Genomic DNA, 25,591 nt, shown 5'->3' with positions numbered 1-25,591 from the left:
GCTGGTCCCGGGTGGGCCGCAGCCTCTTTGTCGGTCGCCGGGTCGGCTACATCCCTCCGTTGACGTCAAGGTCCGCCCCGGTGATCCACTGCGCGCGTGCCGAGAGCAGGAAGGCCGCGGCTTCGGCGGTGTCGCGGGAGTCGCCGAAGCGGCCGAGCGGTATGCCTTTTTTGAGCGCGCCGATCGAGGTGCCGGTGGCCTCGGTGATTGTGCGCAGGACCTCTTCGCCGCCCGGAGTGTTGATGTGGGTCGGGGTCAGTGTGTTCACGCGGATGCCGGCCGGGGCGAGCGCCTTCGACATCCCTCTGCTGTAGGCGGCGAGCGCCGCCTTGGCCGAGGCGTAGTGGAGAGCTGGTGGCTGCGGCGACTTGGCCGCGCTGGAGGTGATGTTGAACTATCGCTGCCGCGCCGGGCGATGCGGCCAGGCTCGGTAGTGCGGCATTGGTGACGCGGACGGTGGCAAGGAAGTTGATGTCGAGTGCGTCCTGCCATTCTGTGTCAGGGACGGCGGTCGGGCCGTGCATGAACACGCGCGCTGCTCCTGCGCAGTTGACCAGCAGGTCAAGGCCGCCGAGACGGCTGACGGAGCTCTCGACCGCTCGTTCGACCTCATTGGGTATGCGCAGGTCGGCCGGGATGAACGTCGCGTCCTCGGGTGTCTGTCCGGTTGCCGAGCGGGCGATCGCGACGACGGCGGCGCCGCCGTCGATGAGCCGCTGGGCGATGGCCGCGCCCATGCCGCGCGAGGCACCGGTGACGATCGCCCGCCGCCCCTGGAACTCGTCGGTGACCGCAGGTACGGACACATGCATGATTCCTCCGCAGTGAGGTGTCGGGCAGTCAGTGGCCGGTGAGGGCCAGGCTGACAGGGCCCCTGGCTTGGGCGAGGCGATGTGAGCGGGGCTGCCGTCCGCGCGGCGGTGCGGAGAGGGCTGGTCGGGCGGTCACGGGGCGCCGGCATCCGGTGCGTGGCAGACGATTTCGAGGTTGTTGCCGGCGGGGTCGCGGATGAACACGGCGTAGTAGTCGCGGTGGTACTCGGGCCACTCGCGGGTCTTGTGCAGGATTTCGGCGCCGAGCCGGTTCGCGAGTGCCTGGGTTCGGTCGACCTGTGTGCGGCTCGCCGCGGTGAGGGCGATATGGGACTGGCGGCCGGCTGTGTCTGTGGCGGCGGAGAAGTAGAGGCGGGTGGGTGTCGTTGCCCCGGCCGTAGCCGATCAGTGCCGGGGCGTTCATGGTGCGGCGGCCGTCCAGGATCCCGACGATCTGGTCGTAGAAGGCGCCCATTGCCTCCAGGCCGTCCGCCTGGATGATGATGTGGTCGAGCATCAGCTTTCCTCGCGCTCGGCGAGGCGGACCCGTTCGGCGGTTCGGCGCGTGGCGGGCGGGGTCGGCTCGGCATGCTGGGTCAGCAGATGCAGGCCGGGGAGGGGGCCGGTCCCGACCTGCATGAGCCGTCCGCCGTTGCGCAGGCTGCCCAGGTCCACCGGGAACCATCCGACCTCGTCGACGACGCCGGTGAAGCTGCTCTTGGCGTCAGGGTCGTCACCGCAGTGGAAGAGGACGCGCCGGCCGCCGTCGTGACGCGGAAAGCGGCTGAGGTCGGGGGCGAACAGCGTGTTGAAGGCTTTGATCACTCGTGCCCCGGGCGTCTTCTGAGCGACGACCTCACTGCCGGTTTCGACTCCGAAGCCGGTCCTGGTGTCGACCGGTGTGTAGTGCCCGTCTACCTGCTCGAACTGATTGGTGGTGTCGACGAGGATCCGACCGTCCCAGTCCGGCAGGCCTTCGAGGGCCGCGTCGATGTCGCTCCACATGACGGAAAGGAACACCATCTGTGCCGCGGCGGCCTCCTCCTTCGTACCGGCGCGAGCCAGGGGGCCCAGGGCCGCCACCTGGTCCCGGAGACTGTCCGGCCCGCGGCGGTTGGACAGTGTCACCGAGTGGCCCGCGCTGGTGAGCTGGCTGGCGATCGCGTTCGCGACAGCGCCGGCCCCGATGAATCCGACCTGCATGTTCTCCTCCTGGAAGTACCGATGGAAAAGGACTTGATGGCCGGCTCAGGGCTGGTTCGGACGAGGCCGGCGCGGTAAGGGCAACGTGGAGGCGCTGGTGAAGCCGGGACTGCGGGAGGCGGGTACGACACCGCCGTGTCCGTGCATGAGGGCGCGCGCGGACACCCTGCCGTCAGCCGACCACACGCTGCGTCGGCCGCTCAGGGCTCCGAACAGCCCGGCAGCAGTCCGCTGCGCGTGGCTGTCGGTTGCTGCGAGAAGCGGGTGACGGCGGACGGCCCACCGGGCGTTGCCGGTGTTCACGCGGGCAGTGTTCTGGGCAGTCCGAAGCGCCCCAGAACACTGGCGGTGAACATGGTCAGGGCGCTGATGTGGGTGCCGGCCAGGGTGACGACGAGCAGGCCATTGGCGTGCAGGATGCCGGCGTGGGGGTCCTTGCGGTAGAGGGCGAAGGCGGGCTGGCCGTTCGCGCGGGTCTCGATCAGGCGGTACTGGTGACCTTGGGCGAACAGTTGGCCGATGCCCCGGGCGGCGAAGGCTCGGCCGTGGTACTCGAACGGGTGGGGAGGCATGGTGAGCCGGATGTCGTCGGCCAGAAGTGCCAGCAGACTGTCGAGGTCGGCTGCGGCGTAGGCGCTGGTGAGCTTGTCGATCAGGTCTCGTTCGGCCGGGGTGTGCGGCGTCGGGGGCGGTTCGTCGCCGACTTCCGCAGCGTGTCTGGCCATGGTGGCGCGGGCGTGCTTGAGGGCGCTGGCGACTGCCCCGTAGGTCGTACCGAGCATGTCGGCGACTTCGCCGGCACGGTGGCCGACCACGTCGCACAGGATGAGGGCTGCGCGTTGGCGGGGCGGCAGGAGCTGGAGGGCCGTGATGAAGGCCAGGGAGATCGCCTCGGTGGCCTCGTAACGTGCCTCGGGCCCGGGTTCATGGTCGGCAACGGCTTCCAGGAGGAGGTCGGGGTAGGGCTCAAGCCAGGTGACCTCGCTGATCCGGGGTGGCTCCTGGGCGTCGTCGTGGGCGTGCGTTTCGTGCATGGCCGGGCGCCTCTTAGCGGACCGCAGGGCGTTGAGGCAGCGGTTGGTGGCGATCCGGTACAGCCACGTCCGCAGCGAGGCCCGTTCCTGGAAGGAGCCGAGGCCCTGCCAGGCAGCCAGCATCGTCTCCTGTACGGCGTCCTCGGCGTCCTGCGCCGAGGCAAGCATCCGGTAGCAGTGCGCCAGCAGCTCGCGCCGGTAGGGCTCGGTCAGCTCGGCGAATGCCTCCCCGTCCCCGGCCCTGGCTCGCCCCAGTAGCTCCGCGTCCCTCATCTGCACCCTCCACGATCTGGGCTCCCTTCATGCGACTACCTGTTCCGACACCGCGGGAGCCCGGATTTAGGCAGTGCCGAGCTGCCCAAATCTGCGGCCCCGTGGTGTCGGAACGGATGAACCCGCTTCTTCAGCACCTGAACGGAGACAGTTCATGAACGAGATGCGCGCGGCGCAGTACGACATCTACGGCCCGCCCGAGGTCCTGCGGATAGGGACGGTTCCCGTCCCCCGGCTCCGTCCTGGGCATGTGCTGGTCCGGGTCGCGGCCAGCAGCATCAACGGAGCCGACACCGCGATCCGCAGCGGGAAGCTGAAGCTGGTATCCGGCCGGGCCTTCCCGCGCGGAGCCGGATTCGACTTCGCCGGCGAGGTCGTCGAGGCCGCCAGTGACGTGCAAGGCCTCGCAGCAGGCGATGAGGTGTGGGGCTTCGTGAACGGCGTCCGTGACCCCGGCCCTTCCGGCGCGGCGGCCGACTACATCCTGGCCCCCGCCAAGGACACGGTTCTGCGTCCCCGCTCGGTCAACGCCGTCGAGGCCGCCGCCCTGTCCGGCGTCGGCGCCTCAGTCATCGGAATCCTGCGCGATCACGTCCGACTGCGGCACGGGGAGCGGGTGCTGGTCCGCGGCGCGAACGGCGGCGTCGGCACCGCCGCCGTCCAGGTCGCCCGGGCTCTGGGCGGGCAGGTGATCGCGCTGGCCGGCCCGGCCCACCTGGACCGGCTGCGGAACCTGGGCGCCGAGCAGGCATTCGACTACCACACCACGGATCCCCGTGGACTCGGGCGCTTCGACGTCATCCTCGACCCGGTGGGCAGGAACATGCGCCCCTACCGGCACCTCCTTGCGCCTGGGGGTCGGATGGCCGCCATGGCGATCGGGTCCCCCGCCGACATCGCCTACCTGGTGGCCTCGCGCATTCACGGTGGCCGACGAGTCCGCTTCATCCAGAGCCCGGCCACCGGCACGCTGCTCACCTCCCTGGCCGAGTACGTGGACAACAAATCCGTCCTTCCGGTCGTCGACTCGGTCTACCCGTTGGAGGACATCGCCACCGCCCACCGCTCCATGGAGAAAAGCGGCGGCTTCGGCAAGCGCGTGATCCAGATGGCCTGAGCGCCGCCACCCGGAGGCGCACGGCCTTCTCTCCACGGGAGCGGCGTCTCCCGGCTCCTGAAACTCCCAGCCATTGAAAGGGGACATCATGTCCCAGCTCGACGGAAAAGTAGCCGTCATCACCGGGGCCGCGTCCGGCATCGGTCTGGCAGCCGCGCGGCTCTTCGCCGCCGAAGGCGCGCACGTCTACGCAGCCGGCCACCCGTCCGACCGGCTCTCCGGGAGCCTCGCAGCGATCGACGGCGACATCACCGCGGTGAACTGCGACACCAGCAACCTGGCCGATCTCACCTGGCTGGCCGAGGCCATCCGCTCCGGACCGGGACACATCGACGTGCTGTACGCCGCCGCCGGCACCGGGGTGCCTCGCGTGCCGCTGCCGGAGATCACCGGCGAGGACTTCGACACCGTCTTCGCCGTCAACACCCGCGGGACCCTGCTCACCGTGCAGCAGCTCCTGCCGTTGCTGGCCGACGGGGCATCGTTGGTCCTCAGCGGCTCCGCAGGCGTGGTGAAGGGCACCCCGGGCACCACCGTGTATGCAGCGAGCAAAGCATCCTTGCGCTCGTTCGCCCGCACCTGGGCAGCGGAGCTGGCCGGACGCAGTATCCGAGTCAACCTCCTCAGCCTGGGCGTGATCGACCTCGGCCCCGACGACGGCGTACCCGCCACACTGAAAGAGCAGCTTGCTGCGGGCATCCCAGCGGGACGCCTCGGCCAGCCCGGCGAGGTCGCGAGGGCGGCACTGTTCCTCGCCTCCTCCGCGTCGAGCTACATGACGGGCACCGAGCTGGTCATCGACGGCGGGATGACTCAGGTATGACCACACTCTCCGGACAGCCCCACCCAGCCGGCACCGTTGCCGCCTGCGAGGCAAACCTGGCCGTCCCATTTTCGTAGCGATCGCTACTGATCTAGCTTGACCATACGGGTGTCACCCCCTTACGTTTCATAACGATCGCTATAAAGCTCATTGGGTGCCTCAGTCACATGGCTGACCACGCCCGTTCGCGGCAGTGGCCGCTCGAACCGCAGGAACAGCCATGAAGAATCCGTCGCCGAAGCACGGCGAACACGTCCCGATCACGGGGTCCCGGTACGCCTGCAGGGCAGCAGCTCAGGCCCCGACCGGGGGTGCTGGGGCTTCATGTTCCTCGCACGAAGCTCGCCCGTGGTCGCAGGTCGCGCGTAAAGGATGTCCGATGGCAGTCGCACAGTCGCTGCTTGCCGCGCAGTTCGCCGGCAAGACCGCGCTCGTCACGGGCGGCGGATCAGGTATCGGGGAAGCCACCGCGAAGACGCTCGCTGCCCGAGGGGCCTCCGTGGTCGTGGCCGACATCGACGACAGCCATGGTGAGCGGGTGATCCAGGAGATCACCGAGAAAGGCGGCAGAGCCGTCTTCCGCCACGCCGACGTCAGCGACGAGTCCGCCGCTGTCGGTCTGGTCGAGTTCGCCGTGCTCACGTTCGGAAGCCTGGACCTGGCGTTCAACAACGCGGGCATAGCGCAGCCGTTCAGTCGCACCCACGAACAGGACACGACCGTCTTCGAACGGGTTTTCCTCGGCAGCCTACGCGGCGTCAGGCAGGCGATGAAGGCAGAGATCGGTTACTTCCTCCATCGCGGCGGCGGCGCGATCGTCAACACCGCCTCGGTCGCCAACCTCGGCATGCCCGCTTACGGAGCCGGCAGGCATGCGATCGCGGAAATGACGAGGTTGGCTGCCATCGAGTACATGACTGACGGCATCCGCGTCAACGCGATCACCCCTGGCCCGGTCATGACGCCGATGGTCGGCAACGCCGGTCCTGGCGAGATCGCGATGATCCGTTCACTCGTCCCCATGGGACGCATGGCCACTCCGGCGGAGATCGCCAACGCCGTCGCGTTCCTGCTCAGCGACGAAGCCTCATTCATCACCGGCGAAGTCATCGCTGCCGACGGCGGCCTCCTGCAGAAACAGTGAACCACCCAAGACACCGGAAGAACGTCGCCGGCCGGTATCCCAATGCCGGCAACCTCATCAGCCGAAAGGTAATCCAGAGAATCATGTCGAAGCTCAACGGTAAGATCGCCGTCGTCACCGGGGCCACATCAGGAATGGGGCTTGCCACCGCCCGACTGCTGGCCTCAGAGGGCGCTCACGTCTACATCACCGGCCGCCGCAAGGACCAGCTCGACCAGGCCGTCCGCGCCGTCGAGGAAGCCGCACCCGGCCGGGTGACCGGCGTACAGGCCGACTCCGGAAGTCCCGAAGACATCGCCGCTCTCTTCGGGACCGTCGGGGCCGCTCACGGACATGTCGACATCGTCTACGCCAGCGCCGGCATCGGCAGCCTGACCGAACCCTTGGAGGCGGTCACCACCACCTCGTTCGACAACGTGTTCGCGGTCAACGTGCGGGGCACCCTGCTCACCGTCCAGCACGCGCTCCCGCTGATGGCAGCCGGCGGATCGGTCGTCATCAACGGCTCAGCCGGAGCAGTCAAGGGCGTCCCCGGATCCACGGTCTATGCCGCCAGCAAGGCGGCACTGCGCTCGTTCGTCCGCACCTGGACCGCCGAACTCGCCGGACGCGGCATCCGGGTCAACCTGCTCAGCCCCGGGCCCATCGACACAGCCACCTTCGACGCCATCCCGGTAGACATACGTGACCAGGTCGCTTCCATGGTCCCGGCCGGCCGGTTCGGAACTTCCGAAGAGATCGCCACTGCTGTGCTCTTCCTCGCCTCCGACGACTCGAGCTTCGTCCACGGCACGGAACTGGCCGTCGACGGCGGCCTCGCCCAAATCTGAGCCCGGGCCGGTTCTGCAGACACTCCCTGCCAGCGGGCCGATACCCCATGGCTGGCTGTTCAGAACCGTGCTGAAGCCTCGCAGAGGACGGCCCTGCTTGCTGGATGCAGGCGCCCGACGTCCTGATCCCATCGCCCGCCCGATCAACCACGCTCGGCTGCAAGAGGAGGCATGCCGAAGGAGCGGGCTATTGCCACGCGAGGGAAGGGGCCGCCCTCCACGGCCTCCTTCCGTCACTTCCCAGAGAAAGGATCACCATGACGCGGATCCTGGTCGCAGCGGTACCGGTGCCGTCGCACGCCGCAACCATGCGCAGAATCGCCGCCGATCTGGCCGAGCGCGGCCATGACGTCACTTTCGTCTCCGGCGTCGAGTACAGGGAGCCGGCCGAGAAGGCCGGCCTGACCTTCGTCCCGCTGCAGGGCATCGCCGGCTCCCCGGCATGGCGGGAGGAAGAGGTGCTCGCCGGCCGCGTAGCGCTGCCTCCTGGCCCAGAACAGCTCAACTACGATTTCATGAAGCTCTTCTACGAGCCCGTCCCCGACCAACACGCCACCCTGCAGCGGATCCTCGCGGAGCAGCCGGACACCCCAACCGTCGTCATCACCGACCAGTCCTTCATGGGCCACTGGGCAGTGCAGCTCGGCGCTCCCGGGACCAGGCCCGCGGCCGTGATCGGCGTCGGCACCATTCCGCTGTCACTGAACAGTGTCGACACCGCACCTTTCGGACTCGGCCTCCCACCGGATTCCTCGCCGGCCGGCAGGGTCCGCAACGCTGCCCAGAACCGGATGGCCGAGGGACTGTTCGCCACGTCCACCGAGTTTCTCGATGCCATCCTCAAGGATCTGGGCGCGACGGGCGACATGCCATTCCCCATGAACGCCATCGTCTCCCAGCCCGATCTCTTCCTACAGCTCTCGCCCGCCGAGGCGGAGTATCCCCGCAGTGACCTTCCGCCCGGCGTCCGCTTCACCGGTCCCCTGCCCGCAGAACCCGCGGACGGGCCGCTTCCCGCTTGGTGGGACGACGTGCTCGCCGCCCGCCAGGTCGTCGTTGTGACCCAGGGCACGGTTGCCAACCGTGACCTCAGTCAGCTCATCGAGCCCACCCTGCGAGCGCTGGCCGACACCGATGCCCTCGTCGTTGCCACGACCTGCCGCGACGACGCCGTCATCGACAACATCCCGGCCAATGCCCGGGTGACCTCCTTCGTGCCGTATTCGATGCTCCTCCCGCACACGGACATCCTCGTCACCAACGGCGGCTACGCCGCTGGCCTTCAGGCGCTCGCCCACGGCATCCCGCTCGTCATCGCCGGACAGAGCGAGGACAAGACAGAAGTCGCCGCCCGACTGGCCTGGACCGGCGCCGCACTGAATCTTGTAACCGACACACCCGCCCAAGCCGACATCCGTGCCGCCGTCGACACCGTGACGAGCGATCCGGTCTACCGCGCTCACGCCCGGCGCCTGATGAACGGAATCGAGCGGCACCGCCCCTTCGACGAAATCGCCCAGGCAGTGGCCGAAATCTCACAGAACCTCGGCACACGCTGAGAACCACGGGATACACAGAACGACACACGCCGGAACGCACCACGCCCGACAAAGTCCGCCCGTGAACCCCATTCCCCGCTCAGCCGGGCGTGTAGGCAGACCCCGCCCCCGTACCCGAGACCCGTGCCGGAACACTGCGGTCTTTCAACATCCGGTGCGGCGGTAGATCCGCGCCCCGTGCACCACTGCCTTCTCGCGGAAGCCGTGTGCGAGGAGGCCCCGCAGTTGCGGGTAGTCCGCGAGAGGGTAAGGCGTCCCTGCGGAGTCGTCCACGAGCAGGCAGGGGGGATGGGCGGCCAGTTCGTGGCGTAGGACCTGCCACGCTCCGGGGACCGCGTACGCTGCACCGACACGGTGCACGTTCCCACCGCCGCTGAAGTTCGTGAGCAGACCCGCCGTCAGATAGCGGCTGGCAGGCTGCCGTCCGGCGAGCCAGTAGACCTCGGGGTGCATCCCCCAGAGGAACACCCGCTCACCCGGCGCACTGTATGCGTCGACTGCTGCCGCCACCGCGAGCGTCTTGTCCATCAGCGGTGGCTCCGCCCGTACCGCCGTTGTGCTCCAGCCCATCGCGACCGCGAGTGCGCACCCCGCGGCTACTGCGGCCGCATGGGGCCGACCAACGACGCTCGCGCGGCAGGCGAGGTCCACAGCACGCAATCCCAACAGAACCAGCGGAGGCGCCAGTTGGAGAAAGTAGTGGCCGTAGAAGTGGAATCCGACGGTCACACCGCACGCAGAGGCGAACAACCACAGCCCAAGCATGCGATCGGTCCCCACGGCGGCCGTCTTTCGCCCTCTGCCCGCGCCGGCCCGCGGACTCGGGAAGAGGGGACGCCGCCGATGCCACGCCGCCGTCATCACCACGGCGACGACGGGAGCGAACGCCGTGAACAGCGACGCCAGGTTGCCCAGCGCATGCACGGCCACCGGCCGTATCCCCGGCGGCGACGTGGCGTACGAGCCGGAAGAGAGGAACATCCAGAACACGAACCGCCGTGCCCCCAGCGCGAGTGCACAGCCTGCCGGCATGGCGGCAGCCCCCGCCAGCAGGGCAGCGATGTCCCGCAGCCGGTGGCGGCCTGTCACTGCGTGCAGCGCCAGCGGCAGCAGCGGTGCAAGCCCGACCTGCTTGGTCAGGGTGGCCACCGACACCGCGAGCCCGGCGGCGAGCCAGTGGCCCCGGACGCCGAAGTGCATTGCCGCCGCAGTCGCCGGGAGCATGAAGATTTCGAAAGTGGCCGCCATCGCGTCGGGCGCGGGCAGCGCCGCCGACGCGGCGACGGTGAGTACCCCGGCCGGCAGGGCCGCCCAAGTCCCGAGCGTCCGCGCGGCCAGCCTGGCCGTGAACACGGCGGTCAGCGCGAGCGCAGCCACCGCAAGCAGCCGCACGAGCAACAGTCCTCTGGGCCCTGCGGCGGCGAAGCACGCCTCGTACAGCCACGGCAGCAACGGTGGTTTGCGGTCCACCACGTCCTGGTACATCCGTCCGCCATGCCGCAGCATGAGCGCTTCAGTGGCCAGGTATCCCTCGTCCGGGCTCCAGAAAGGACGGCGGAAGGAGGGCGCGCGCACCACAAGGGACAGCGCGAGCAGAAGCACCGCCTGGCTGGCCACCCTGCTGCCCCGCCGGGGACGGGCCAGGGGGAGCGTTCGTTCCCGTACGGCCGGCCCTGGGGTCGCCGGGAGGACTTGGTCCGCCTCCACCGACACGGTCGCACTCCTCTCCGCAAGACCGCAGTCCGCGCGGGGCCCGCCTGCTGCCGGGCCGTTTCCCGTTCGCGGGCAGGCGCGCGAATCGCCGACGGGCCATCACCCGCACCCATCAGGTCCCACACTCCACTAGTTGACTAGTGGAGTGTGTGGGTGGGGGTGGCTCTTGTCAAACACGGGATGCCCCGGGACGCGAAAGTGCAGCTCGTAGTAGGTGCGGAGCCACGAAGAACCGCGAAGGGTCTCGCGGTCGGCATCCCGGAATCAGGGTGCGACGACCCCGGAGGTCCACTAGTCCACTAGCGGTATGGTGTGGCGGTGGTGACTTTCCATATCGAACGCCGCAGCAGCGTCGCCGCCTACCAGCAGATTGTTCAGCAGACCAAACAGGCCCTGAGGCTGGGGCAGTTGGCGCCCGGCGACAAGCTGCCGTCGGCTGCGGAAGTCGTGGCCGCGACGGCGATCAACCCCAACACCGTGCTCAAGGCCTACCGCGAGCTGGAGGTTGAGGGCCTGGTCGAGGCACGGCAGGGCGTCGGCACCTTCGTCCGCCGATCACTCGCCCAGCCCGGCATCGCGGTCGGCTCTCCGCTGCACAGCAGCCTGCACACCTGGATGGCCGCCGCATGCGCAGCCGACCTCAGCCGCGAGGATGTCGCGGCGCTCGTGTCCGCCGCGCTCGATGAGGCGTTCCCGCACAGTGCGGACGCCCGGGTGAACGAATGAGTAAGCCCGGATGACCCAGCACCCGACGCCCTGGCACCAGGTCCCGGCCACCGACGCACCTGCTCTGCAGGCGCACGGCCTCGGCCTGCGCAACCGCGGAGAATGGATCTTGCGCGCCTGCGACTTCCGTGTTCCCCGTGGCCGGATCGCCGCCTTGGTCGGGCCCAACGGCGACGGCAAGAGCTCACTGCTCTCGGTCGCCGCGGGCCTGCGCGCCCCGACCGAGGGCGGCATGCAGGTGCTCGGCGGGCGACCGGGCTCGCACGACATACTGCCCCGCGTCGGTGTCCTGCTCCAGGACCCCCCTCTGCACGCGGCTTTCACCGTGGCTGAGACATTGCGCATGGGCCGCGAGCTCAACCCGGGCTGGCACGAGGCAACCGCCCGAGCGGTCGTGGCCGACGCCGAGGTACCGCTGAACGCCAAGGTGGGCCGGCTCTCCGGCGGCCAGCGCACCTGCGTGGCCCTGGCACTCGCCCTCGGCAAGCGCCCGGACCTGCTGCTGCTCGACGAGCCGATGGCCAACCTCGACCCGCTGCGGCGGCACGCCATGATGGCCGCCCTGATGACGACCGCCGCCGAGCGCGGTACCACCGTGGTGATGTCCTCGCACATCCTCGCCGAACTCGACCTCGTCTGCGACTACGTACTGCTGCTGGCCCACGGACGCATGCTCGTCGCCGACGACGTGGAGTTCGTCCAGGCCGCCCACACCCTCGTCACCCACACCCTCGCCGACCGTCGTGCCCGCCCTATGGACGACCGGCCCATGCCGGCGGCGCCGGATCTGCCGTCCCACCTGCACGGCCACACCGTTGTCGAAGCACAGGTCACCGGGCGGCAGGTCACCGCGATGATCCAGCTCCCGACCTCGCTCGACGGTCTCGGAACCGCGCGGCCGCCCACCCTGGAGGAGATCCTCCTGGCCTACCTGCGCAACCCGGACGCACCCGCGCTGCTCGCACCGGACGACGGGCCCGCCCGCGCATCAGGATGCGATGCCAGACCTCAAAACGGGCACGGGAAGGCCGCGTCGTGAACGTGTTCGCCCGCTCGGTGTCGCGTGAGCGGCAGCCCGCCATACGACCCGTCCCGCTACTGCGGCCGACCGGAGCAGTCTGGTTTGCCTGGCGGCGGCACCGCGCGGCCTACCGCATCGCCGCAGCCCTGGCCGTGCTCGCTGCACTGTGGGCGGTGTGGGAGCACCAGCAGCTCGTCTCCGGGATCCACGACTACGCCCTGGCATGCCGCCGGACACCCGCTGTCTGCGAGAGCACCGAAGACACAGGCGGCCATGTTGCACCGCCCGTGTCCGACAGCATCCACCTGCTCTTTGAGCAAGCACCCTCGGTGCTGCGCTTTCTGCCGCTGGTGGTGGGCGCGCTACTCGGCGCACCGCTGTTCGCGCAAGACCTGGAGAACGGCACGTACCGGCTGGACTGGACGCAATCGGTGGGCCGCCGGGAGTGGGCAGCGGCCAAGCTGGTCACGGCCGCAGCGGTCACCACGGCGGCGGCCATCGTGCTCACCTTGCCGGTCACCTGGTGGTGGGGGTCCGTCCTGCGCGGCCACCAGCTCACCGGTCCGGACGGGAACGCGTGGCGGCGAACCACCTTCTGGGTCGACTGGTCACTGTTCCCCTTCACCGGGCCGGTTGGCGTCGCCCACCTGCTGCTCGCTCTGATGACCGGGGCAGTCGTCGGCATGTACATGCGGCGCGCCCTGCCTGCCGTCGCACTCGCCGCTGCCGCGAGCCAGGGATGGCAGCTCACATTGGACCAACTGCGCCCCCGGCTGCTCCCGGCGCATGTCACCCGGGGGACCGGGCTCGACAACTACCCCGATGTCCCGCTCGACAGCTGGCAGCTCAGCAGTGGCTATGTCCACGCCGACGGCCGACTCACCGAGGTCTACCCCTGCGCGTACTCCGGGGGGCAGTCCGCTCCGCAGGACTTCCATTCCTGTCTACGTGCGCACGACATCGTCACCCAGTACAGCCGTGTTCTCCTCCCAGACCAGATCGTGCCCCTCCAGCTGATCGAGACCGGGATCTGCCTCGCTGCCGCGGCTGCCCTCGCCGTGCTCTGTCTGCATGGCGTCCGCCGTATCGCCGCCTGAAAGAGTGCTCCGTTCCATCAAAGGTTCTGGAAACAAGGTTACTTGCGGGAGCAACCGGAGGGCGTTTCTCGATTGCCCGCAACAATGCCGGCAACCAGAGCACGGTCCGCAGTAACACCCTTGGGTCGGTGCGCGGTGACCTACACGAGCTTGTCGCAACGCAAATTGCCCTGCGTGTTCTTTTCTCCTCCTGCCAGGCGGTTGACCAACTCGTATCACCTCGTCACGGGTCCCTCTGAACCCTTTCGCCCGCCAGTTGGGGCTGGTCCGGCTCCTTGCCTACGGGCGTCCAGCCGCCTACATGAGCATGAGCCGCCTCGGCCTGGACCATGTCAACTTCCCCTGCCAGCACACCGGCGCCGTCACTGACACTCCATTCGAGGAGACGGTCGAGATACTTGCTGGCATGAAGGCCTACGGCCTGATCCGCCACATCAGCTTGTCCAACGTCAGCGCCGACCAACTCCGCACCGCGATATCGATCACCGACATCGCAGCGGTGACCGCTCACTGCAACGTGGCGGTGCGCGTGAATGCCGCTGTCCGCAACATCGCCGAAGGGGCTAGCATGACCTTCTCCTTCGCATCCTGCAGCAATCCCGCCCGTCACTGAGGACGAGCGGTTCCGCGCAGTCATCGACCCCATCGCGGACAAGCACGACGCGACGCCGCAGCAGGTCGCGCTGGCCTGGCAACTGCACCGCACAACGACCGCCCCCCATCCACGGCACCACGAGCGTCGACCACCTGCACGAGAACCTCGCTGCCGCCAACATCGGTCCCCCACGAGGCCGACGCCATTTCTGCATTGGCCTCGGAAGTCGTCTGATGCAGAGCACGCCGAGATCGAACTGATCATCCACACTCGGGTTCTATGGGTTAGACATCAGCTACGGCCCGGATCTTTTCCCAGATCCGGGTGATGGCAGCGATGTCGTCTTCGTCGAGCGGATCGACGAAGTATTTCTGAACGGATTCCTCGAAGGTTCTTGCCACTTTTGCTGTGTAGCGGCGGCCCTCGTCGGTGAAGCTGATCAGCGACACTCTGCCGTCGGTCTGGTCGGCGCCGCGCTGCAGGAGGCCCTCATCGATGAGGTCCTGAAGCAACCGGGAGGCCCGAGTGGGGCTGACGCTGACAAGCTGCCCGGCCAGCCCCCGGACCGGCTGAGGCTCACCCTCCTTCAGGCGGCACAGTATTTCGAACGCGCTGAAGGAAATCCGGTGTTGCTCCATGAGCACGTCGTCGATTCGCGCGGTGACGGCGGCATGCGCGAACAACATGGCAAACCAGGCTTCTTGCTGGGCCGAGGTGATGATCGCCGGTTTGGTCGAAGACTTGTGCACAAGTACAGCCTAACAGGAGAGTGCTAGCACACTTTGGTGCCTGCGCACGCATCTGTTACGGTGCCGATGTGGTTTCAAGTAATCGCAGTCTGCTCGCCACCCGGCTCCACGCCGGAGCGGCAAGCGGGGTGGCGGTAGCGATCGGGCGGCAGGCTGTTGGCCTACGCGACGCTGGCGCGATGACCAGGGCGTCTCTCCACCCGCCGTCTGCGCCCGGTGAGCCCCAGGGGCTTCCTCGAACGAGCCTGGCTGGTCACGGCTCGTGGATCCGGCCGCCAGGGGCGCCTCATGGGCCGAGACTCCCGGCCGCGCCGGGATCAAGGCAGATCGGCCATCGCCCTGTCCCGACTCAATCGCCACTGCGCACTGTGCCGGTGGCCCGCGCTGTGTACCTCGTCTGCACGAAGCCCCAGCCCTGCGAACAGGTCCTGTGAACCGACCCTGTAAGGAACGATATGGACCACTACGAAAAAACGGCACGCGGACTAGCCGGAGACTCTCGACCACTGGCCTCCCGCAGAAACCTACTCCGCGCGGGCGGCGTTGCGGCAGCGTCCCTGCTGGCTGCACAACCCGCCACTGCCGTTACGTTGCCCGGTTACCCCTCTACGGCCGGCGCCACCGCGGGCGGCGTCAGCCTGCCCCCTGCCACCCCCGAAATCGCGCGCCTTGCCTTAAGCGTTGAGCACAGTGCTCTGACAGATCTGCGCAGCCGACTGTCGCGTACCCGTTTCCCCGAATCACAGACGGCACCAGGCTGGGCCCAAGGAGCCCCGATCGAGCGTGTTCACAGCCTGCTCCAGTACTGGCAGGACCACTACGACTGGCGTCGGCTCGAGCGCAGACTCAACACGCTCGGCCAGTACAGGACGCTGATCGACGGACTGGGTATCCACTTCCTTCACATACGCTCCCACCACCCCAACGCTCTGCCTCTGATCCTGACCCATGGCTGGCCTGGATCGGTTGTGGAATTCCTGGACGTCATCGGACCCTTGACCGATCCCACGGCGTACGGCGCCACCGCTGATGATGCCTTCCACCTGGTAATCCCATCTCTGCCCGGGTTCGGGCTGTCCGACCGGCCTCACGAGAGCGGATGGGACGTGGGCCGCACTGCTAGCGCGTGGGTCACGCTCATGTCCCGGCTGGGCTACCGGCGATACCTCGCCCAAGGCGGCGACATAGGTGCTGGAGTGACTATCCGGATGGGCGTCGAGCAGCCTCCTGGCCTGCTGGGCATCCATCTCAACTTCCAGGATTACCTGTTTTCGCCCCCGGTGCAGGAGACCGTCACTCCGCCGGAACAGACCGCGCTTGACCAGCTCACCGACTTCCTGACCAACGATGCCGGATACTTCCTTGAGCAGGGGACCAGCCCTCAGACCATCGGCTACGCTCTCACCGACTCCCCGGCTGGGCAAGCTGCATGGATCTACGAGAAATTCGGCGCCTGGACCGACAGTGGTCACGACCCTGAATCAGTTCTCAGCCGTGATCAGATGCTCGATAACATCACTCTGTACTGGCTCACAGGCACAGCTGCGTCTTCAGCCCGAATGTACTGGGAGAACCGCGCACCGGCCCCCCCGTCGCTGAACACAGTCGACCTCCCCGTCGGGGTAAGCGTCTTCCCTGGCGAGATTATCCGAACCCCCCGCATCTGGGCTGAGCGCGCTTACAGTAACCTCGTCTACTTCAACGACCAGATCCCTGTCGGCGGACATTTCGCGGCATTCGAACAACCACCTCGATTCGCTGAGGAGATCCGCAAGTTCGGCCGCTTCTTCCGTAATTGGTAGAGCGGCCCCGGATCTCCCACCTTCCAATGCGTCCGACAGTGATACGGCCGCCGTAACGACATCATGATCCGGAATCTCGTCGCATCATGTGTGCGGCTAGCGGCCCTGTCAGCCATGGAAACGTCCCCATGCACGCAACTTGGAGTTGGTGGAAGCGCCGAGGATCGCGGGCATCACTGCCAGTGTGGCGACTTATGGGGGGCGCGGCGATCCGGAATTTTGATCCAAATTACCGATTTCGCCAAGGTGTTCACCCTGGAAACGGGCGATGTGCTCATCAGTGCGGCACGCTTGGAAAACTGGACGCGTTGTTTCTCCAGGCCGAGTCCGTCGCCTAGAGTGTCGTCCTTGGCATAGAGAACTACGGTTTCCTGCAGCAGCCCGAAAATCGCGCGGACTGTCGCACCTGTTACCGGAATCCTTTCAGTGAATAGGAGCGGTGTCAGATCGGCTGACTGTCTGTCCGGTCCAGCGAACCCTCGTGAGCTTTGGTGTGCGATGAAGGATAGTACCTCCACCGCACACCAATGCCTTCGCCATGGTTAGCCCGGCCCCGGCACGGAGACGCAATCGAGCAGCCTCCCATCCCCGCAGCTGCATCGACGCATGACGACCAGCCCGTCGGCCAACGCAGCGCAACGGGAATGACAGTGGTGCGCCGTCAGCGTTTCTGCACCGGTCAGAAAACAAAGGGAATATGTGCAGCGCGTCGGCAGCACTGCACACCCGCACAGAGAGGACATCAGAGATGAATAACACGATCACGGACCAACTTCGGGAAATGGACCCGCAGTTGGGCAGGGTCGGCGTGTGGAGTACGGAGTTGCGGGCCGACGGACCGGCGACTTCCGATGCGGCGCGCGTACTGGAATCGGCGGGATGGGGAACTCTTTGGATCCCCAATGCCGGCGGAAAGGGATTGTGGGCCGACGCCGAAAGGCTGCTGGCCGCGACATCGCGTATCACCATCGCCACCGGTGTCGCGAGCATCTGGGGAGATGAAGGAGATGACGCCCCGACGGTCTGGAACCGCCTCGTCAGTTCGTACGGCCGGCGTCTCGTCACCGGTTTCGGGGTGAGCGGCCCCGACAGCGCGCGTGCCGCCGGCGCCAGCCCCACGACACCGCTGCGCGACATGACTACCTACCTTGACCGCTTGGACCGCGGTAACGCGATCCCAGCAAACAGCCGCCTCCTAGGAGCGCTGGGCCCCAAGATGGTTGCCCTCGCCGCACACCGCACCGCAGGAATCCACCCCTTCCTCGTCACGCCCGCGTCCGTCCGTGCCCAGCGCGATACATACGCTGACCTGGTAATTGCCCCGCACCTCGGCGTCGTCCTCGACAGCAACGCCTCCCGCGCCCGGGACACTGCCCGCCACGCGGTCGGCATCTTCTTCGGCTTCCCTGCCTACCGTGCCAACCTCCAGCGTCTTGGCTTCTCCGAGTCCGACCTTACTGATGGCGGCAGCGATCAACTCATCGACGCCGTCACCGCTCACGGCTCTCTCGACACCATCGCGGAACGGATCACCACGTTCCTGAACGCCGGCGCGGACCATGTCGCACTCCAAGTCCTCGGCCATGTCGGCCCGGGCCTTCCGACCCAGGAATGGGAGCAACTCGCCGAGCTGACTTCCCTGTAGTCCTGCCAACAAACGTTCCCACCAGATCGACGCTCCGACAGGCAGGAGGACGCCGGGCCAACTGCCTGTCGCACCGGTTCACCGGCACGCCGGGTGCGTAGGCGGCGGATGCTGTGCGGGAGCGCGATCATCTGCTGGATGACCGGTCGCTCACTGTTGCCGTCTGGTGTCCGTGTCCTCGATGCCCGACACGCCTTCGGTGACCTTGACGGGTACCGGCCCGCACTCCTGGATGTGCATGGCATGGGGGAGGGGGTGATGTGCTCCAGGACCGGGAACGTGCCGAAGCCATCGATCCGCTGCCGCAGCGTGGTCAGTGCCGGTGTGTCCGGCATGAGCAGCCCGTGCGTTGGTGGATGCGTGGGCTGCCGGGCACGGTGGGCGGGCTGTCTGGGGAGGATCCGCCCCGCAAGCCTCCGGCCGACCACCCGCAAAAGGGGGCGGGGTGCGTGAGGAGGCAGATGGGCGTGAGGCGTTGGGGCGCTCGCGGGGCGGGCTGACCAGTAAGGTCCATCTGCTGTCCGATGACCGGGCGCGCCCGCTGCACTGGCTGACCTCGCCCGGTCAGCGGGGTGACAGCTTGATGTTCGCCCCGGTGCTGGACGGCTTACGCATCCGGCGCCGCGGACCGGGCCGCCCGCGCAACAGGCCGGACCGGGTGCGCGGTGACAAGGCGTACTCCAGCCGGGACAACCGTGCCTACCTGCGACGGCGCGGCATCAAGGCCACCATCGCGCAGCCCGACGACCAACGGGCCCACCGCAAGCGCCGGGGACGGGCCGGTGGCCGGCCCCCGGCCTTCGACAAGGCCCAGTACCGCCACCGCAACGCGGTCGAGCGATGCGTGAACAAGTGGAAGCAGTTCCGCGCGGTGGCCACCCGCTACGACAAGCGGGACTACGTCTTCAACGGCACCCTCACCGTCACCGCGATCGTCATCTGGCTCCGCGACATCGTCCAAGAGCCATCAGAAACGGCCTAGTGCCGTAGCAGGCAGCGTTTGCCCTGTAACCGCCTGGGGCGTCAGCTCGTGCTGAGTGGTGCGTTCTCCTCGGCGTCGAGCTGGTGGTCCGCCCAGATGTAGCTTTCGGGAAGCAGGTTGGTAACGGGCACCGTCCGGAGGCCGTCGCTTGTCCCGACGATGACCTTCAGGGCTGGGAAGTAGTCAAGGAGGACTTGGCGGCAGCGGCCGCATGGGGGCACGACGCCTCGGTCGCGGTCGCCCACGGCGACGATGGTGTCCAGGTCGTAGGCGCCCTGGGCGGCAGCAGCGCCGATGAGGACCAGCTCCGCGCAGGGGCCTCCGGTGAAGTGGTAGGCGTTCACCGCGGTGATGATCCGGCCGTCTCGGGCGCGGGCCGCAGCCGCCATGGTGTGGTTGTCGCCCCGGCAGCGTGTGGCCGCGACGTGCGCCGCTGCCCGGATCAGCTCGTGGTCGACGCGGTCGGTCTGTGTGGTCATCTTCTCTGCCTTCATGCGGTTTCAGACGGCGTTGGCCCTGTCGATGACGGCGCGCAGGCGCTGGTCGTCGACGTGGCGGGTTCGCCAGATGATGTAGCGGCGGATCATCCTGCCCTGCTTCTTGTGGTCGGCGTGATCGGTGCCGTTGAGGGTGAAGTAGCGCAGGGCCGTGAACTGGGCTTCTATGCGGTTGAGCCAGGAGCTGTTGGTCGGGGTGTAGGCGAGCTCGACATTGTTCGCTGCCGCCCAGGTGCCGACCCGCCGGCACTTCTTCGTGGTCAGGTGCGGGGAGTAGTTGTCACAGACGATCGCGATACGGACCTGGGGTGGGTAGAGGGTGCGCAGGTAGCGGCAGAACTCCAGGAACTGGGTGCGCTTCTTGACCGGTTTGATGTGGCCGTAGAGCTTGTCCTTGGCCAGGTCCAGGGCGGCGAACAGATGCCGTACTCCGCCGTAGCGGTTGTAGGTCGCCCGCCGCCTGCGGCGTGGTTCGCCGCCACTACCTCCAGCCCGACGGCAAGGTCGCCGCCAAGCCGTACACCCTGCTGTGCTAGGCGCTGGCGCGCTCGTCCAAGGTGGCCGTTGCGAAGTTCGCGTGGTCGGGCCGGGAGCGGCTGGGGATGCTGCGGGTCCGCGACGACGTGATCGTGCTGCATCAGCTGCTGTGGCCGGACGAGATCCGGGACCCGGGTGTGGTGGATCCGCCGTCGGTGGAGGTGAGCGAGGACGAGGTCGACGGCGCGCTCGCGCTGATCGACACGATGACCCGCGAGGACCTGGAAGGGCCCGAGTTCCGCGACACCTACACCGAGGACCTGGAACAGATCGTCGAAGCCAAACGCGAACACCGGGTACTGCCCGAAGCATCGGAGCCGGAACGCGCGCCGGGCAAGGTGGTCGATCTGATGGCCGCGTTGCAGGAGTCGGTGTCCAAGGCGAGGTCGTCCCGCGGCGAGAACGGCGACGACGCCGACGTCCACGAACTGCCGCGCAAGAAGACCGCGAAGAAGCAGCCGGCCCGCAAGACCACGGCGAAGAAGACCACCACGAAGACGGCCGCGAAGAAGGCCGCGGCGAAGAAGACGACTGCCAAGCGGCCCCGCCGCGCCTCATGACGGCCACCGGCAGCCCCATCACTGGCGGGCCGGGAATGTGCGGCGGGTGTGGGTAGTTGTAGAGGGCGTGGTTGTGGAGGGGACAGTGTCCCCGGGCCTCACCTATTGCCCATGAGGATGATCGTTCGGCTGAAGCCTCATGGAGCCTTTCGCCGCGTAGGCGACCGCCCTTCACGACCACGCCGCACGAGCCGGCCCCGGGCCGGCACCCTGCCGGCCCGGGGCTGTTGTGTATCCCGGCCGGCGAGCGTCACCCTCCACGAGAGGGGGCCGGTGCAGCTGCGTGCTCATCTCGAAGAGATCGCTCTCAGCGCTTGCGCCGGCGTCCGCCCCGGCCCGCGGCAGCCCCGCCTGTCACTACGGGGATCGCAGTCATCATGGTCGTCTGCTTGTTGGGCCGGTCGGCGGAGACCACGAGCGCCGCGAGCAGGGTCGTGACCGGTACGGAGGCGACCAGGCCGATCGAGCCGACCAGGGTGCGTACGATCTCCTCCGCGACCAGCTCGCTGTTGGCGACCGCCCCGACGCTGCTCTGCGCGATGGAGAAGAGCAGCAGCAGGGGCAGCGCGGCGCCGGCGTAGGCGAGGACCAGGGTGTTGACGACGGAAGCGATGTGGTCGCGGCCGATGCGGATGCCCGCCCGGTACAGTCCGCGCCAGCCCATCGTCGGATTGGCCTCGTGCAGTTCCCAGACGGCGGAGGTCTGGGTGACCGTCACGTCGTCGAGGACGCCGAGTGAACCGATGATGACGCCGGCGAGCAGCAGACCGCTCATGTCGATCGAGGGGTAGAGGCCGTGGATCAGGCCGGTGTTGTCGTCGGTGTTGCCGGTGAGTGCGGCCCAGCCGATGAATCCGGAGCCGAGGATGCCGATCAGCACCAGCGAGAGAAGTGTGCCCAGTACCGCCACCGAGGTGCGTGCCGACAGTCCGTGGCACATGTAGAGGGCGATCAGCATGATGGCGCTCGATCCGATCACGGCCACGAGCAGGGGGTTCGAGCCCTGCAGGATCGCGGGCAGGACGAAGAAGTTCAGCACCAGGAAACTGATGGCCAGCGCGACCAGTGCCATGATGCCCCGCATCCGGCCCACCACCACGACGGCGAGGGCGAAGACGCCGGCGAGCAGCAGCATCGGGAACCTGCGGTTCACGTCGGTGACCTGATATTGCAGGTCCTCGGGTGCGGAGGGTTCGTAGGCGGCTACGACCTTCTCGCCCTCGTACAGCTGTCGTGACTGGTCCGGCTGCACGATCTCGGTGAACGTGCGGCCCTTGTCCTTTCCGGTGTCGACACGGATGGTCGCCTTCTTGCAGGTGCCGTTCGCCTCCTGCTGGGCGGAGGAGCCCTCGGCGGTGGAGGTGTCGCCGGTCGGGGTCTCGCCCGAGGCGTTCACCGACGCGCAGCTCACGCTCAGGACCTTGGTGACCGTTGCCTGCTGGGTCTGCCGGTCGAAGCCCACCCCGGTGCGTTCATGTCCCGGGGCGCCGCTTGGCCACAGCACCGCGAGCCCGACCACCACGGCCGCAGTGAACGGCACGAGGATCGCCGCGATGACCTTGCGGAGGTGTTTGGAGACGGGGGCGGCTGGACCGTGGCTGTGACTGTGCGCATGTACGTGACCGTCGAGGCTCGCTCCGGGACCGTGGTCGGGGCCATGTCCGTCGTCAGTCACTGTGCCGTTGTTCATCGCGGGGGTGTGCCCGTGGCCCATGGCCGGTGAGGCGGCGTGGCCCGCGTCGGCATCGGGTGCGTATCCGGGATAAGACGCTGAATCGGGAAGATCCCGGTACTCGTAGGTGCGGCCGTACTCGCTCGCGCGGTCATCTATGCCCGAGGGCCGATGGCCGGCCTCGTTCCAGTCTCCGGCACTCGGCCGGTCGGCGGCTCCCATGCCGTCTCCCTCGCGATTGTCCGTGCCCCCCTCCCCAGCCGGGCCCTGCGCTGCGGTTCTGAGGAAGGGTACGGGAACGGCTGCTCTTGGTCTCAGTCCGAACCATCGCGGGAATATCAGAGCCCTCTGTCCACCGAGCGTGGACCGTGGGCCGCTCGACCAGGCCGCATGACCCGCATCACCCGCTAGTGGGGGCTCAGCGGGACTCGCCTCATGGGCACGATGCCGCTCAGGCGCTGGAGCAGCAACGCCTGCCCTGCGGCACCGAAGCAGGATGCGGGCATGGCGTGTTCCGGCCAAACCCCTGATCGGTGCCGCAGGTGCGGGCGGCTCACGGGTGCGCGGCCGGTGCAGCAGCCATGGGTCTCGCGGCGTGAGCGGATCGGAGGCGGGTCACCAACTGCTCTTGGTCACGCCAGGGAGCTCGCCTGCGTGGGCCATCTCACGTACGCGGATGCGGGACAGGCCGAAGGCACGCAGGTGGCCGCGGGGGCGCCCATCCACGGAGTCCCGGTTGCGCAGGCGGGTAGCGCTGGCGTCGCGGGGTTGTCGGCGCAGTTCCCTCTGCGCGGCGGCGCGGTCCTCCTCCGAAGTCCCGGGGGACGAGATGATCACCTTCAGCTCGGTGCGGCGCGCGGCATACCGGGCCACGACGAGGCGTCGCTGTTCGTTCTTCGCGATCTTGCTCTTCTTCGCCATCAGATCTTCTCTCCCCGGGCGCGGATACGAGCGACCGCTGCCTCGATGCCGAGCGTGTCGACCGTCTTGACGCCCTTGGCGGAAAGTGTGAGCAGGACGTGGCGGCCCTCGCTCGGCAGCCAGTAGTGCTTGCGCTGGATGTTGGGGATGAAGCGGCGCTTGCTGCGCCGGTGCGAGTGGGAGATGCGATGGCCGAAGCCCGGCTGTCGGCCGGTGAGTTGGCAGTGGGCGGACACGTTTCCTCCTCGGTGGTGGATACCGCAGGACCTTAGCCCTTGATGAAAATGAAAACCAATTCCCTGTATGGTGCTGTCCATGGCCCGTAACGAACTGCGCCCGATCATCAAGCTGAGGTCCACCGCCGGCACCGGCTACACCTACGTGACCCGCAAGAACCGCCGTAACGACCCCGACCGGCTGATGCTGCGCAAGTACGACCCGGTCGCCGGGCGTCACGTCGACTTCCGTGAGGAGCGCTGAGATCCGTGAAGCACGGAATCCATCCCGAGTACCGCCCGGTCGTCTTCCGCGACCGGGTCGCCGACTTCGCCTTCCTCACCCGGTCGACCGTCACCAGCGACAGGACCGTCGAATGGGAGGACGGCAACACCTACCCGGTCATCGACGTCGAGATCTCCTCCGCAAGCCACCCCTTCTACACCGGCACACAGCGGGTCCTGGACACCGCGGGCCGGGTCGAGCGCTTCGAGCGGCGCTACGGACGCGGACGGAGCACGCAGTGAGCGTGGACCGTAGGCGGCTGCCAGTTGCGATCGTCGCCGGACTGCACGCCGACGCCCGCCGGGCCACCGTGGAGGAGATCCTGTTCACGGTCTCCGGCTCGGTCGCGCTCCACCACGACCTGACCTCAGCCGTCGCCGGCACGGTGCACCGCACCGCACGCGACGCCGGCGGTCTGCTGGGCAACGGCGACGCGCCCCTGGTGAACGACTGCGCGTGCTGCGCGCTGCGTGAGGACCTCGTCCCCGAACTGCTGCGGCTCGCGCAGGAGGCAAGGTACCGGCTGGCCGTAGTGGAGCTGTGGGACTCCGTCGAGCCCCAGGCCATGGCCGCAGTCATCGCCGCCGCGGGCGCACCGCTGGTGCTGACCGGGGTCGCCACCGCGGTCGACCCCGCACTCGTTCTGCCGTACCTGTCGAATGGCGACGACCTGGCCGATGTCGGCCTCGCCGCGGCCCCGACCGACCAGCGCACCGTCTCCGACACCTTCGCGCGGCAGTTGGAGTACCCCACGGTGATCGCCGTCGTCGAAGGGGATGCGTGTGGTGCGGGCGGCGAGGTCGCCGACGACACCGACCATACGCTGCTCGCCCAGCTCACGCCGGGCGCGCGAAAGGTACCCGTGGAGAGTGGCGCTCTGGAGGCTGCTCTGCTGGCGGGCTTCGACGTGGCAGCGGCCGCCGCCCGCGTGCATCCTGCGTGCGCGCTGCTGCCGCAGGAGCTTGACGGGCACGGCGTGAGCACCTTCGTCTGGCGGCGCGAACGGCCCTTCCACCCGCAGCGTCTCTACGCGGCGTTGGAGGATCTGACGTGCGCGGCCGCCCGCAGCCGTGGGCGGTTCTGGCTGGCGGACCGCCCCGACACCCTGCTCTCCTGGGACGCCGCCGGCGGCGCGCTGTGCGTCGAGTCGGCCGGCCCCTGGCTGGCTGCCCTGCCCGACGCCGCCTGGGAGATGATGCCCGTCGAACGCCGCCTGGCCGCCTCCGTGGACTGGCACCCCGAACACGGCGACCGCTGCCAGTACTTGACCTTCACGTCGCCCGGCCTGGACCGCGACGGTCTTCAGGCCCTGCTCGACTCGTGCCTGCTCACCGACCACGAGTACGCGGCGGGCAGGGAGCACTGGAAGCAACTCCCGCACGTCTTCGACGACTTGCTCGACCCAGTGACCTGAACCGCGATCTGTTCCGGCGGGCGCGTGCCGTGAACGGATGGGATTCACCCGTCCCGTCCGTGCGTTCCGCCCTATCCCTCGCGCGTCCACCGCATCCCGCTAGAAGAGAGGACCGACCTCACCATGCCTCGACGCACAAGCACCGGGCGGCAGACCGCCAAGCGGTGTGTCAACCCGCTGGACGCTGCCGGCATCACCTACGTCGACTACAAGGACACCGACCTGTTGCGGAAGTTCGTCTCTGATCGCGGGAAGATCCGCAGCCGTCGGGTGACCCACGTGACGCGTCAGCAGCAGCGGAAGATAGCGCAGGCCATCAAGAACGCACGCGAGATGGCGCTCCTGCCCTACAGCTCCCGATAGC

At 68.0% G+C, this 25,591-nt stretch carries 27 protein-coding genes and 3 pseudogenes; 18 read left to right on the top strand and 12 right to left on the bottom strand.

Annotated features, from left to right (window positions below):
* Window positions 1–46 precede the first annotated feature (46 nt).
* Together AB0F77_RS31375 and AB0F77_RS31370 are read right to left on the bottom strand one after the other, a co-directional pair.
* Window positions 47–388: an SDR family oxidoreductase gene (locus AB0F77_RS31375; protein WP_361955080.1), complete on the bottom strand. Its 342-nt coding sequence runs from the start codon at window positions 386–388 to the stop codon at window positions 47–49.
* Between the two features lie 64 nt (window positions 389–452).
* Window positions 453–710, bottom strand: a pseudogene (locus AB0F77_RS31370) (SDR family NAD(P)-dependent oxidoreductase); the annotation flags it as partial.
* Here AB0F77_RS31370 and AB0F77_RS31365 point away from each other — a divergent pair.
* Window positions 637–828, top strand: coding sequence for a hypothetical protein (locus tag AB0F77_RS31365; RefSeq protein ID WP_361955083.1), 192 nt, complete (start codon window positions 637–639; stop codon window positions 826–828). The pseudogene AB0F77_RS31370 and the gene AB0F77_RS31365 sit on opposite strands and share 74 nt — an antisense overlap.
* 116 nt (window positions 829–944) lie before the next feature.
* On the opposite strand, the pseudogene AB0F77_RS31360 reads toward AB0F77_RS31365, so the two are convergent.
* The 3 genes and pseudogenes from AB0F77_RS31360 to AB0F77_RS31350 all read right to left on the bottom strand — a co-directional run.
* Window positions 945–1,190, bottom strand: a pseudogene (locus AB0F77_RS31360) (VOC family protein); the annotation flags it as partial.
* A gap of 138 nt (window positions 1,191–1,328) precedes the next feature.
* On the bottom strand, window positions 1,329–2,015 hold the full coding sequence (locus AB0F77_RS31355) for an NAD(P)-binding domain-containing protein (protein WP_361955059.1): 687 nt from the start codon (window positions 2,013–2,015) through the stop codon (window positions 1,329–1,331).
* Between the two features lie 299 nt (window positions 2,016–2,314).
* A complete protein-coding gene (locus tag AB0F77_RS31350) occupies window positions 2,315–3,322 on the bottom strand; it encodes an RNA polymerase subunit sigma-70 (RefSeq protein ID WP_361955058.1) in 1,008 nt (335 codons plus the stop codon).
* Window positions 3,323–3,476: 154 nt separating this feature from the next.
* On the opposite strand from AB0F77_RS31350, the gene AB0F77_RS31345 reads away from it, so the two are divergent.
* From AB0F77_RS31345 to AB0F77_RS31325, 5 genes are all read left to right on the top strand, one after another.
* Window positions 3,477–4,439 carry an NAD(P)-dependent alcohol dehydrogenase gene (locus AB0F77_RS31345; protein WP_361955057.1) on the top strand — a complete coding sequence of 321 codons (963 nt, stop codon included), beginning with the start codon at window positions 3,477–3,479 and terminating at the stop codon, window positions 4,437–4,439.
* Window positions 4,440–4,527: 88 nt separating this feature from the next.
* A complete protein-coding gene (locus tag AB0F77_RS31340; protein WP_361955056.1) occupies window positions 4,528–5,262 on the top strand; it encodes an SDR family oxidoreductase in 735 nt (244 codons plus the stop codon).
* 379 nt (window positions 5,263–5,641) lie between these two features.
* Entirely contained in the window at window positions 5,642–6,406 is a 765-nt protein-coding gene (locus AB0F77_RS31335) for an SDR family oxidoreductase (RefSeq protein WP_361955055.1), read from the top strand.
* Window positions 6,407–6,489: 83 nt separating this feature from the next.
* Window positions 6,490–7,236 (top strand): SDR family oxidoreductase, encoded by a 747-nt coding sequence (locus AB0F77_RS31330; protein WP_358079801.1) that lies wholly within the window; start codon window positions 6,490–6,492, stop codon window positions 7,234–7,236.
* A gap of 257 nt (window positions 7,237–7,493) precedes the next feature.
* A complete protein-coding gene (locus AB0F77_RS31325; RefSeq protein ID WP_361955054.1) occupies window positions 7,494–8,795 on the top strand; it encodes a nucleotide disphospho-sugar-binding domain-containing protein in 1,302 nt (433 codons plus the stop codon).
* Window positions 8,796–8,939: 144 nt separating this feature from the next.
* On the opposite strand, the gene AB0F77_RS31320 is transcribed toward AB0F77_RS31325, so the two are convergent.
* A complete protein-coding gene (locus AB0F77_RS31320) occupies window positions 8,940–10,412 on the bottom strand; it encodes a hypothetical protein (RefSeq protein ID WP_361955053.1) in 1,473 nt (490 codons plus the stop codon).
* A 417-nt stretch (window positions 10,413–10,829) separates the two neighbouring features.
* Between AB0F77_RS31320 and AB0F77_RS31315 the strand changes: the two genes are divergently transcribed.
* The 4 genes from AB0F77_RS31315 to AB0F77_RS31300 all read left to right on the top strand — a co-directional run bounded on the left by AB0F77_RS31315 (window position 10,830) and on the right by AB0F77_RS31300 (window position 13,965).
* Window positions 10,830–11,234, top strand: coding sequence for a GntR family transcriptional regulator (locus AB0F77_RS31315; RefSeq protein ID WP_361955079.1), 405 nt, complete (start codon window positions 10,830–10,832; stop codon window positions 11,232–11,234).
* Between the two features lie 10 nt (window positions 11,235–11,244).
* Window positions 11,245–12,273 (top strand): ABC transporter ATP-binding protein, encoded by a 1,029-nt coding sequence (locus AB0F77_RS31310; protein WP_361955052.1) that lies wholly within the window; start codon window positions 11,245–11,247, stop codon window positions 12,271–12,273.
* A complete protein-coding gene (locus AB0F77_RS31305) occupies window positions 12,270–13,352 on the top strand; it encodes a cell wall protein (RefSeq protein ID WP_361955051.1) in 1,083 nt (360 codons plus the stop codon). Before AB0F77_RS31310 ends, AB0F77_RS31305 begins: the two co-directional genes overlap by 4 nt.
* A gap of 301 nt (window positions 13,353–13,653) precedes the next feature.
* Window positions 13,654–13,965, top strand: coding sequence for an aldo/keto reductase (locus tag AB0F77_RS31300; protein ID WP_361955050.1), 312 nt, complete (start codon window positions 13,654–13,656; stop codon window positions 13,963–13,965).
* Window positions 13,966–14,231: 266 nt separating this feature from the next.
* On the opposite strand, the gene AB0F77_RS31295 is transcribed toward AB0F77_RS31300, so the two are convergent.
* Window positions 14,232–14,696 (bottom strand): MarR family winged helix-turn-helix transcriptional regulator, encoded by a 465-nt coding sequence (locus AB0F77_RS31295; RefSeq protein WP_361955049.1) that lies wholly within the window; start codon window positions 14,694–14,696, stop codon window positions 14,232–14,234.
* Between the two features lie 455 nt (window positions 14,697–15,151).
* On the opposite strand from AB0F77_RS31295, the gene AB0F77_RS31290 reads away from it, so the two are divergent.
* From AB0F77_RS31290 to AB0F77_RS31280, 3 genes are all read left to right on the top strand, one after another.
* Window positions 15,152–16,498 (top strand): epoxide hydrolase family protein, encoded by a 1,347-nt coding sequence (locus AB0F77_RS31290; protein ID WP_361955048.1) that lies wholly within the window; start codon window positions 15,152–15,154, stop codon window positions 16,496–16,498.
* 748 nt (window positions 16,499–17,246) lie between these two features.
* Complete coding sequence (locus tag AB0F77_RS31285; RefSeq protein WP_361955047.1) at window positions 17,247–18,143, top strand: TIGR03620 family F420-dependent LLM class oxidoreductase; 897 nt, start codon at window positions 17,247–17,249, stop codon at window positions 18,141–18,143.
* Between the two features lie 445 nt (window positions 18,144–18,588).
* Window positions 18,589–19,125: an IS5 family transposase gene (locus tag AB0F77_RS31280; RefSeq protein WP_361955046.1), complete on the top strand. Its 537-nt coding sequence runs from the start codon at window positions 18,589–18,591 to the stop codon at window positions 19,123–19,125.
* A gap of 41 nt (window positions 19,126–19,166) precedes the next feature.
* Here the strand turns inward: AB0F77_RS31280 and AB0F77_RS31275 are convergent, their stop codons facing one another.
* Both AB0F77_RS31275 and AB0F77_RS31270 read right to left on the bottom strand, forming a co-directional pair.
* Window positions 19,167–19,604 carry a cytidine deaminase gene (locus tag AB0F77_RS31275; protein ID WP_358079763.1) on the bottom strand — a complete coding sequence of 146 codons (438 nt, stop codon included), beginning with the start codon at window positions 19,602–19,604 and terminating at the stop codon, window positions 19,167–19,169.
* A gap of 21 nt (window positions 19,605–19,625) precedes the next feature.
* Window positions 19,626–20,090 (bottom strand): annotated as a pseudogene (locus AB0F77_RS31270) (transposase); the annotation flags it as partial.
* A gap of 71 nt (window positions 20,091–20,161) precedes the next feature.
* On the opposite strand from AB0F77_RS31270, the gene AB0F77_RS31265 reads away from it, so the two are divergent.
* A complete protein-coding gene (locus AB0F77_RS31265; RefSeq protein ID WP_361955078.1) occupies window positions 20,162–20,719 on the top strand; it encodes a Ku protein in 558 nt (185 codons plus the stop codon).
* A 307-nt stretch (window positions 20,720–21,026) separates the two neighbouring features.
* On the opposite strand, the gene AB0F77_RS31260 is transcribed toward AB0F77_RS31265, so the two are convergent.
* The 3 genes from AB0F77_RS31260 to rpmB all read right to left on the bottom strand — a co-directional run bounded on the left by AB0F77_RS31260 (window position 21,027) and on the right by rpmB (window position 23,548).
* Window positions 21,027–22,433 (bottom strand): YibE/F family protein, encoded by a 1,407-nt coding sequence (locus AB0F77_RS31260; RefSeq protein WP_361955077.1) that lies wholly within the window; start codon window positions 22,431–22,433, stop codon window positions 21,027–21,029.
* A gap of 573 nt (window positions 22,434–23,006) precedes the next feature.
* Entirely contained in the window at window positions 23,007–23,312 is a 306-nt protein-coding gene (gene rpsN, locus AB0F77_RS31255) for a 30S ribosomal protein S14 (protein ID WP_361955045.1), read from the bottom strand.
* On the bottom strand, window positions 23,312–23,548 hold the full coding sequence (rpmB, locus tag AB0F77_RS31250; RefSeq protein ID WP_361955044.1) for a 50S ribosomal protein L28: 237 nt from the start codon (window positions 23,546–23,548) through the stop codon (window positions 23,312–23,314). Before rpmB ends, rpsN begins: the two co-directional genes overlap by 1 nt.
* Before the next feature lie 79 nt (window positions 23,549–23,627).
* On the opposite strand from rpmB, the gene rpmG reads away from it, so the two are divergent.
* From rpmG to rpsR, 4 genes are all read left to right on the top strand, one after another.
* Window positions 23,628–23,792, top strand: a complete 165-nt coding sequence (gene rpmG / locus AB0F77_RS31245) for a 50S ribosomal protein L33 (RefSeq protein WP_361955043.1) — start codon at window positions 23,628–23,630, stop codon at window positions 23,790–23,792.
* 5 nt (window positions 23,793–23,797) lie between these two features.
* Window positions 23,798–24,055, top strand: coding sequence for a type B 50S ribosomal protein L31 (locus AB0F77_RS31240; RefSeq protein WP_361955042.1), 258 nt, complete (start codon window positions 23,798–23,800; stop codon window positions 24,053–24,055).
* Window positions 24,052–25,227 (top strand): GTP-binding protein, encoded by a 1,176-nt coding sequence (locus tag AB0F77_RS31235; RefSeq protein ID WP_361955041.1) that lies wholly within the window; start codon window positions 24,052–24,054, stop codon window positions 25,225–25,227. The genes AB0F77_RS31240 and AB0F77_RS31235 overlap by 4 nt, the downstream gene beginning before the upstream one ends.
* Before the next feature lie 123 nt (window positions 25,228–25,350).
* A complete protein-coding gene (gene rpsR, locus AB0F77_RS31230; RefSeq protein ID WP_361955040.1) occupies window positions 25,351–25,590 on the top strand; it encodes a 30S ribosomal protein S18 in 240 nt (79 codons plus the stop codon).
* Window position 25,591: the final 1 nt, after the last annotated feature.

This window comes from Streptomyces sp. NPDC026672 (assembly GCF_040638185.1).
GTDB lineage: Bacteria > Actinomycetota > Actinomycetes > Streptomycetales > Streptomycetaceae > Streptomyces.
Note: the sequence above shows the minus strand (reverse complement) of the source record. Positions and strands in the feature narration are given on the sequence as shown.

Coding starts and splice junctions, on each gene's coding strand:
- AB0F77_RS31275 (WP_358079763.1), bottom strand. CDS start 19,604: ATGACCACACAGACCGACCGCGTCGACCACGAGCTGATCCGGGCAGCG.
- AB0F77_RS31345 (WP_361955057.1), top strand. CDS start 3,477: ATGAACGAGATGCGCGCGGCGCAGTACGACATCTACGGCCCGCCCGAG.
- AB0F77_RS31260 (WP_361955077.1), bottom strand. CDS start 22,433: ATGGGCCACGGGCACACCCCCGCGATGAACAACGGCACAGTGACTGAC.
- AB0F77_RS31350 (WP_361955058.1), bottom strand. CDS start 3,322: ATGAGGGACGCGGAGCTACTGGGGCGAGCCAGGGCCGGGGACGGGGAG.
- AB0F77_RS31300 (WP_361955050.1), top strand. CDS start 13,654: ATGAGCATGAGCCGCCTCGGCCTGGACCATGTCAACTTCCCCTGCCAG.
- rpsR (WP_361955040.1), top strand. CDS start 25,351: ATGCCTCGACGCACAAGCACCGGGCGGCAGACCGCCAAGCGGTGTGTC.
- AB0F77_RS31355 (WP_361955059.1), bottom strand. CDS start 2,015: ATGCAGGTCGGATTCATCGGGGCCGGCGCTGTCGCGAACGCGATCGCC.
- AB0F77_RS31340 (WP_361955056.1), top strand. CDS start 4,528: ATGTCCCAGCTCGACGGAAAAGTAGCCGTCATCACCGGGGCCGCGTCC.
- AB0F77_RS31285 (WP_361955047.1), top strand. CDS start 17,247: ATGAATAACACGATCACGGACCAACTTCGGGAAATGGACCCGCAGTTG.
- AB0F77_RS31335 (WP_361955055.1), top strand. CDS start 5,642: ATGGCAGTCGCACAGTCGCTGCTTGCCGCGCAGTTCGCCGGCAAGACC.
- AB0F77_RS31290 (WP_361955048.1), top strand. CDS start 15,152: ATGGACCACTACGAAAAAACGGCACGCGGACTAGCCGGAGACTCTCGA.
- AB0F77_RS31310 (WP_361955052.1), top strand. CDS start 11,245: ATGACCCAGCACCCGACGCCCTGGCACCAGGTCCCGGCCACCGACGCA.
- rpmG (WP_361955043.1), top strand. CDS start 23,628: ATGGCCCGTAACGAACTGCGCCCGATCATCAAGCTGAGGTCCACCGCC.
- AB0F77_RS31325 (WP_361955054.1), top strand. CDS start 7,494: ATGACGCGGATCCTGGTCGCAGCGGTACCGGTGCCGTCGCACGCCGCA.
- rpsN (WP_361955045.1), bottom strand. CDS start 23,312: ATGGCGAAGAAGAGCAAGATCGCGAAGAACGAACAGCGACGCCTCGTC.
- AB0F77_RS31330 (WP_358079801.1), top strand. CDS start 6,490: ATGTCGAAGCTCAACGGTAAGATCGCCGTCGTCACCGGGGCCACATCA.
- AB0F77_RS31365 (WP_361955083.1), top strand. CDS start 637: ATGAACGTCGCGTCCTCGGGTGTCTGTCCGGTTGCCGAGCGGGCGATC.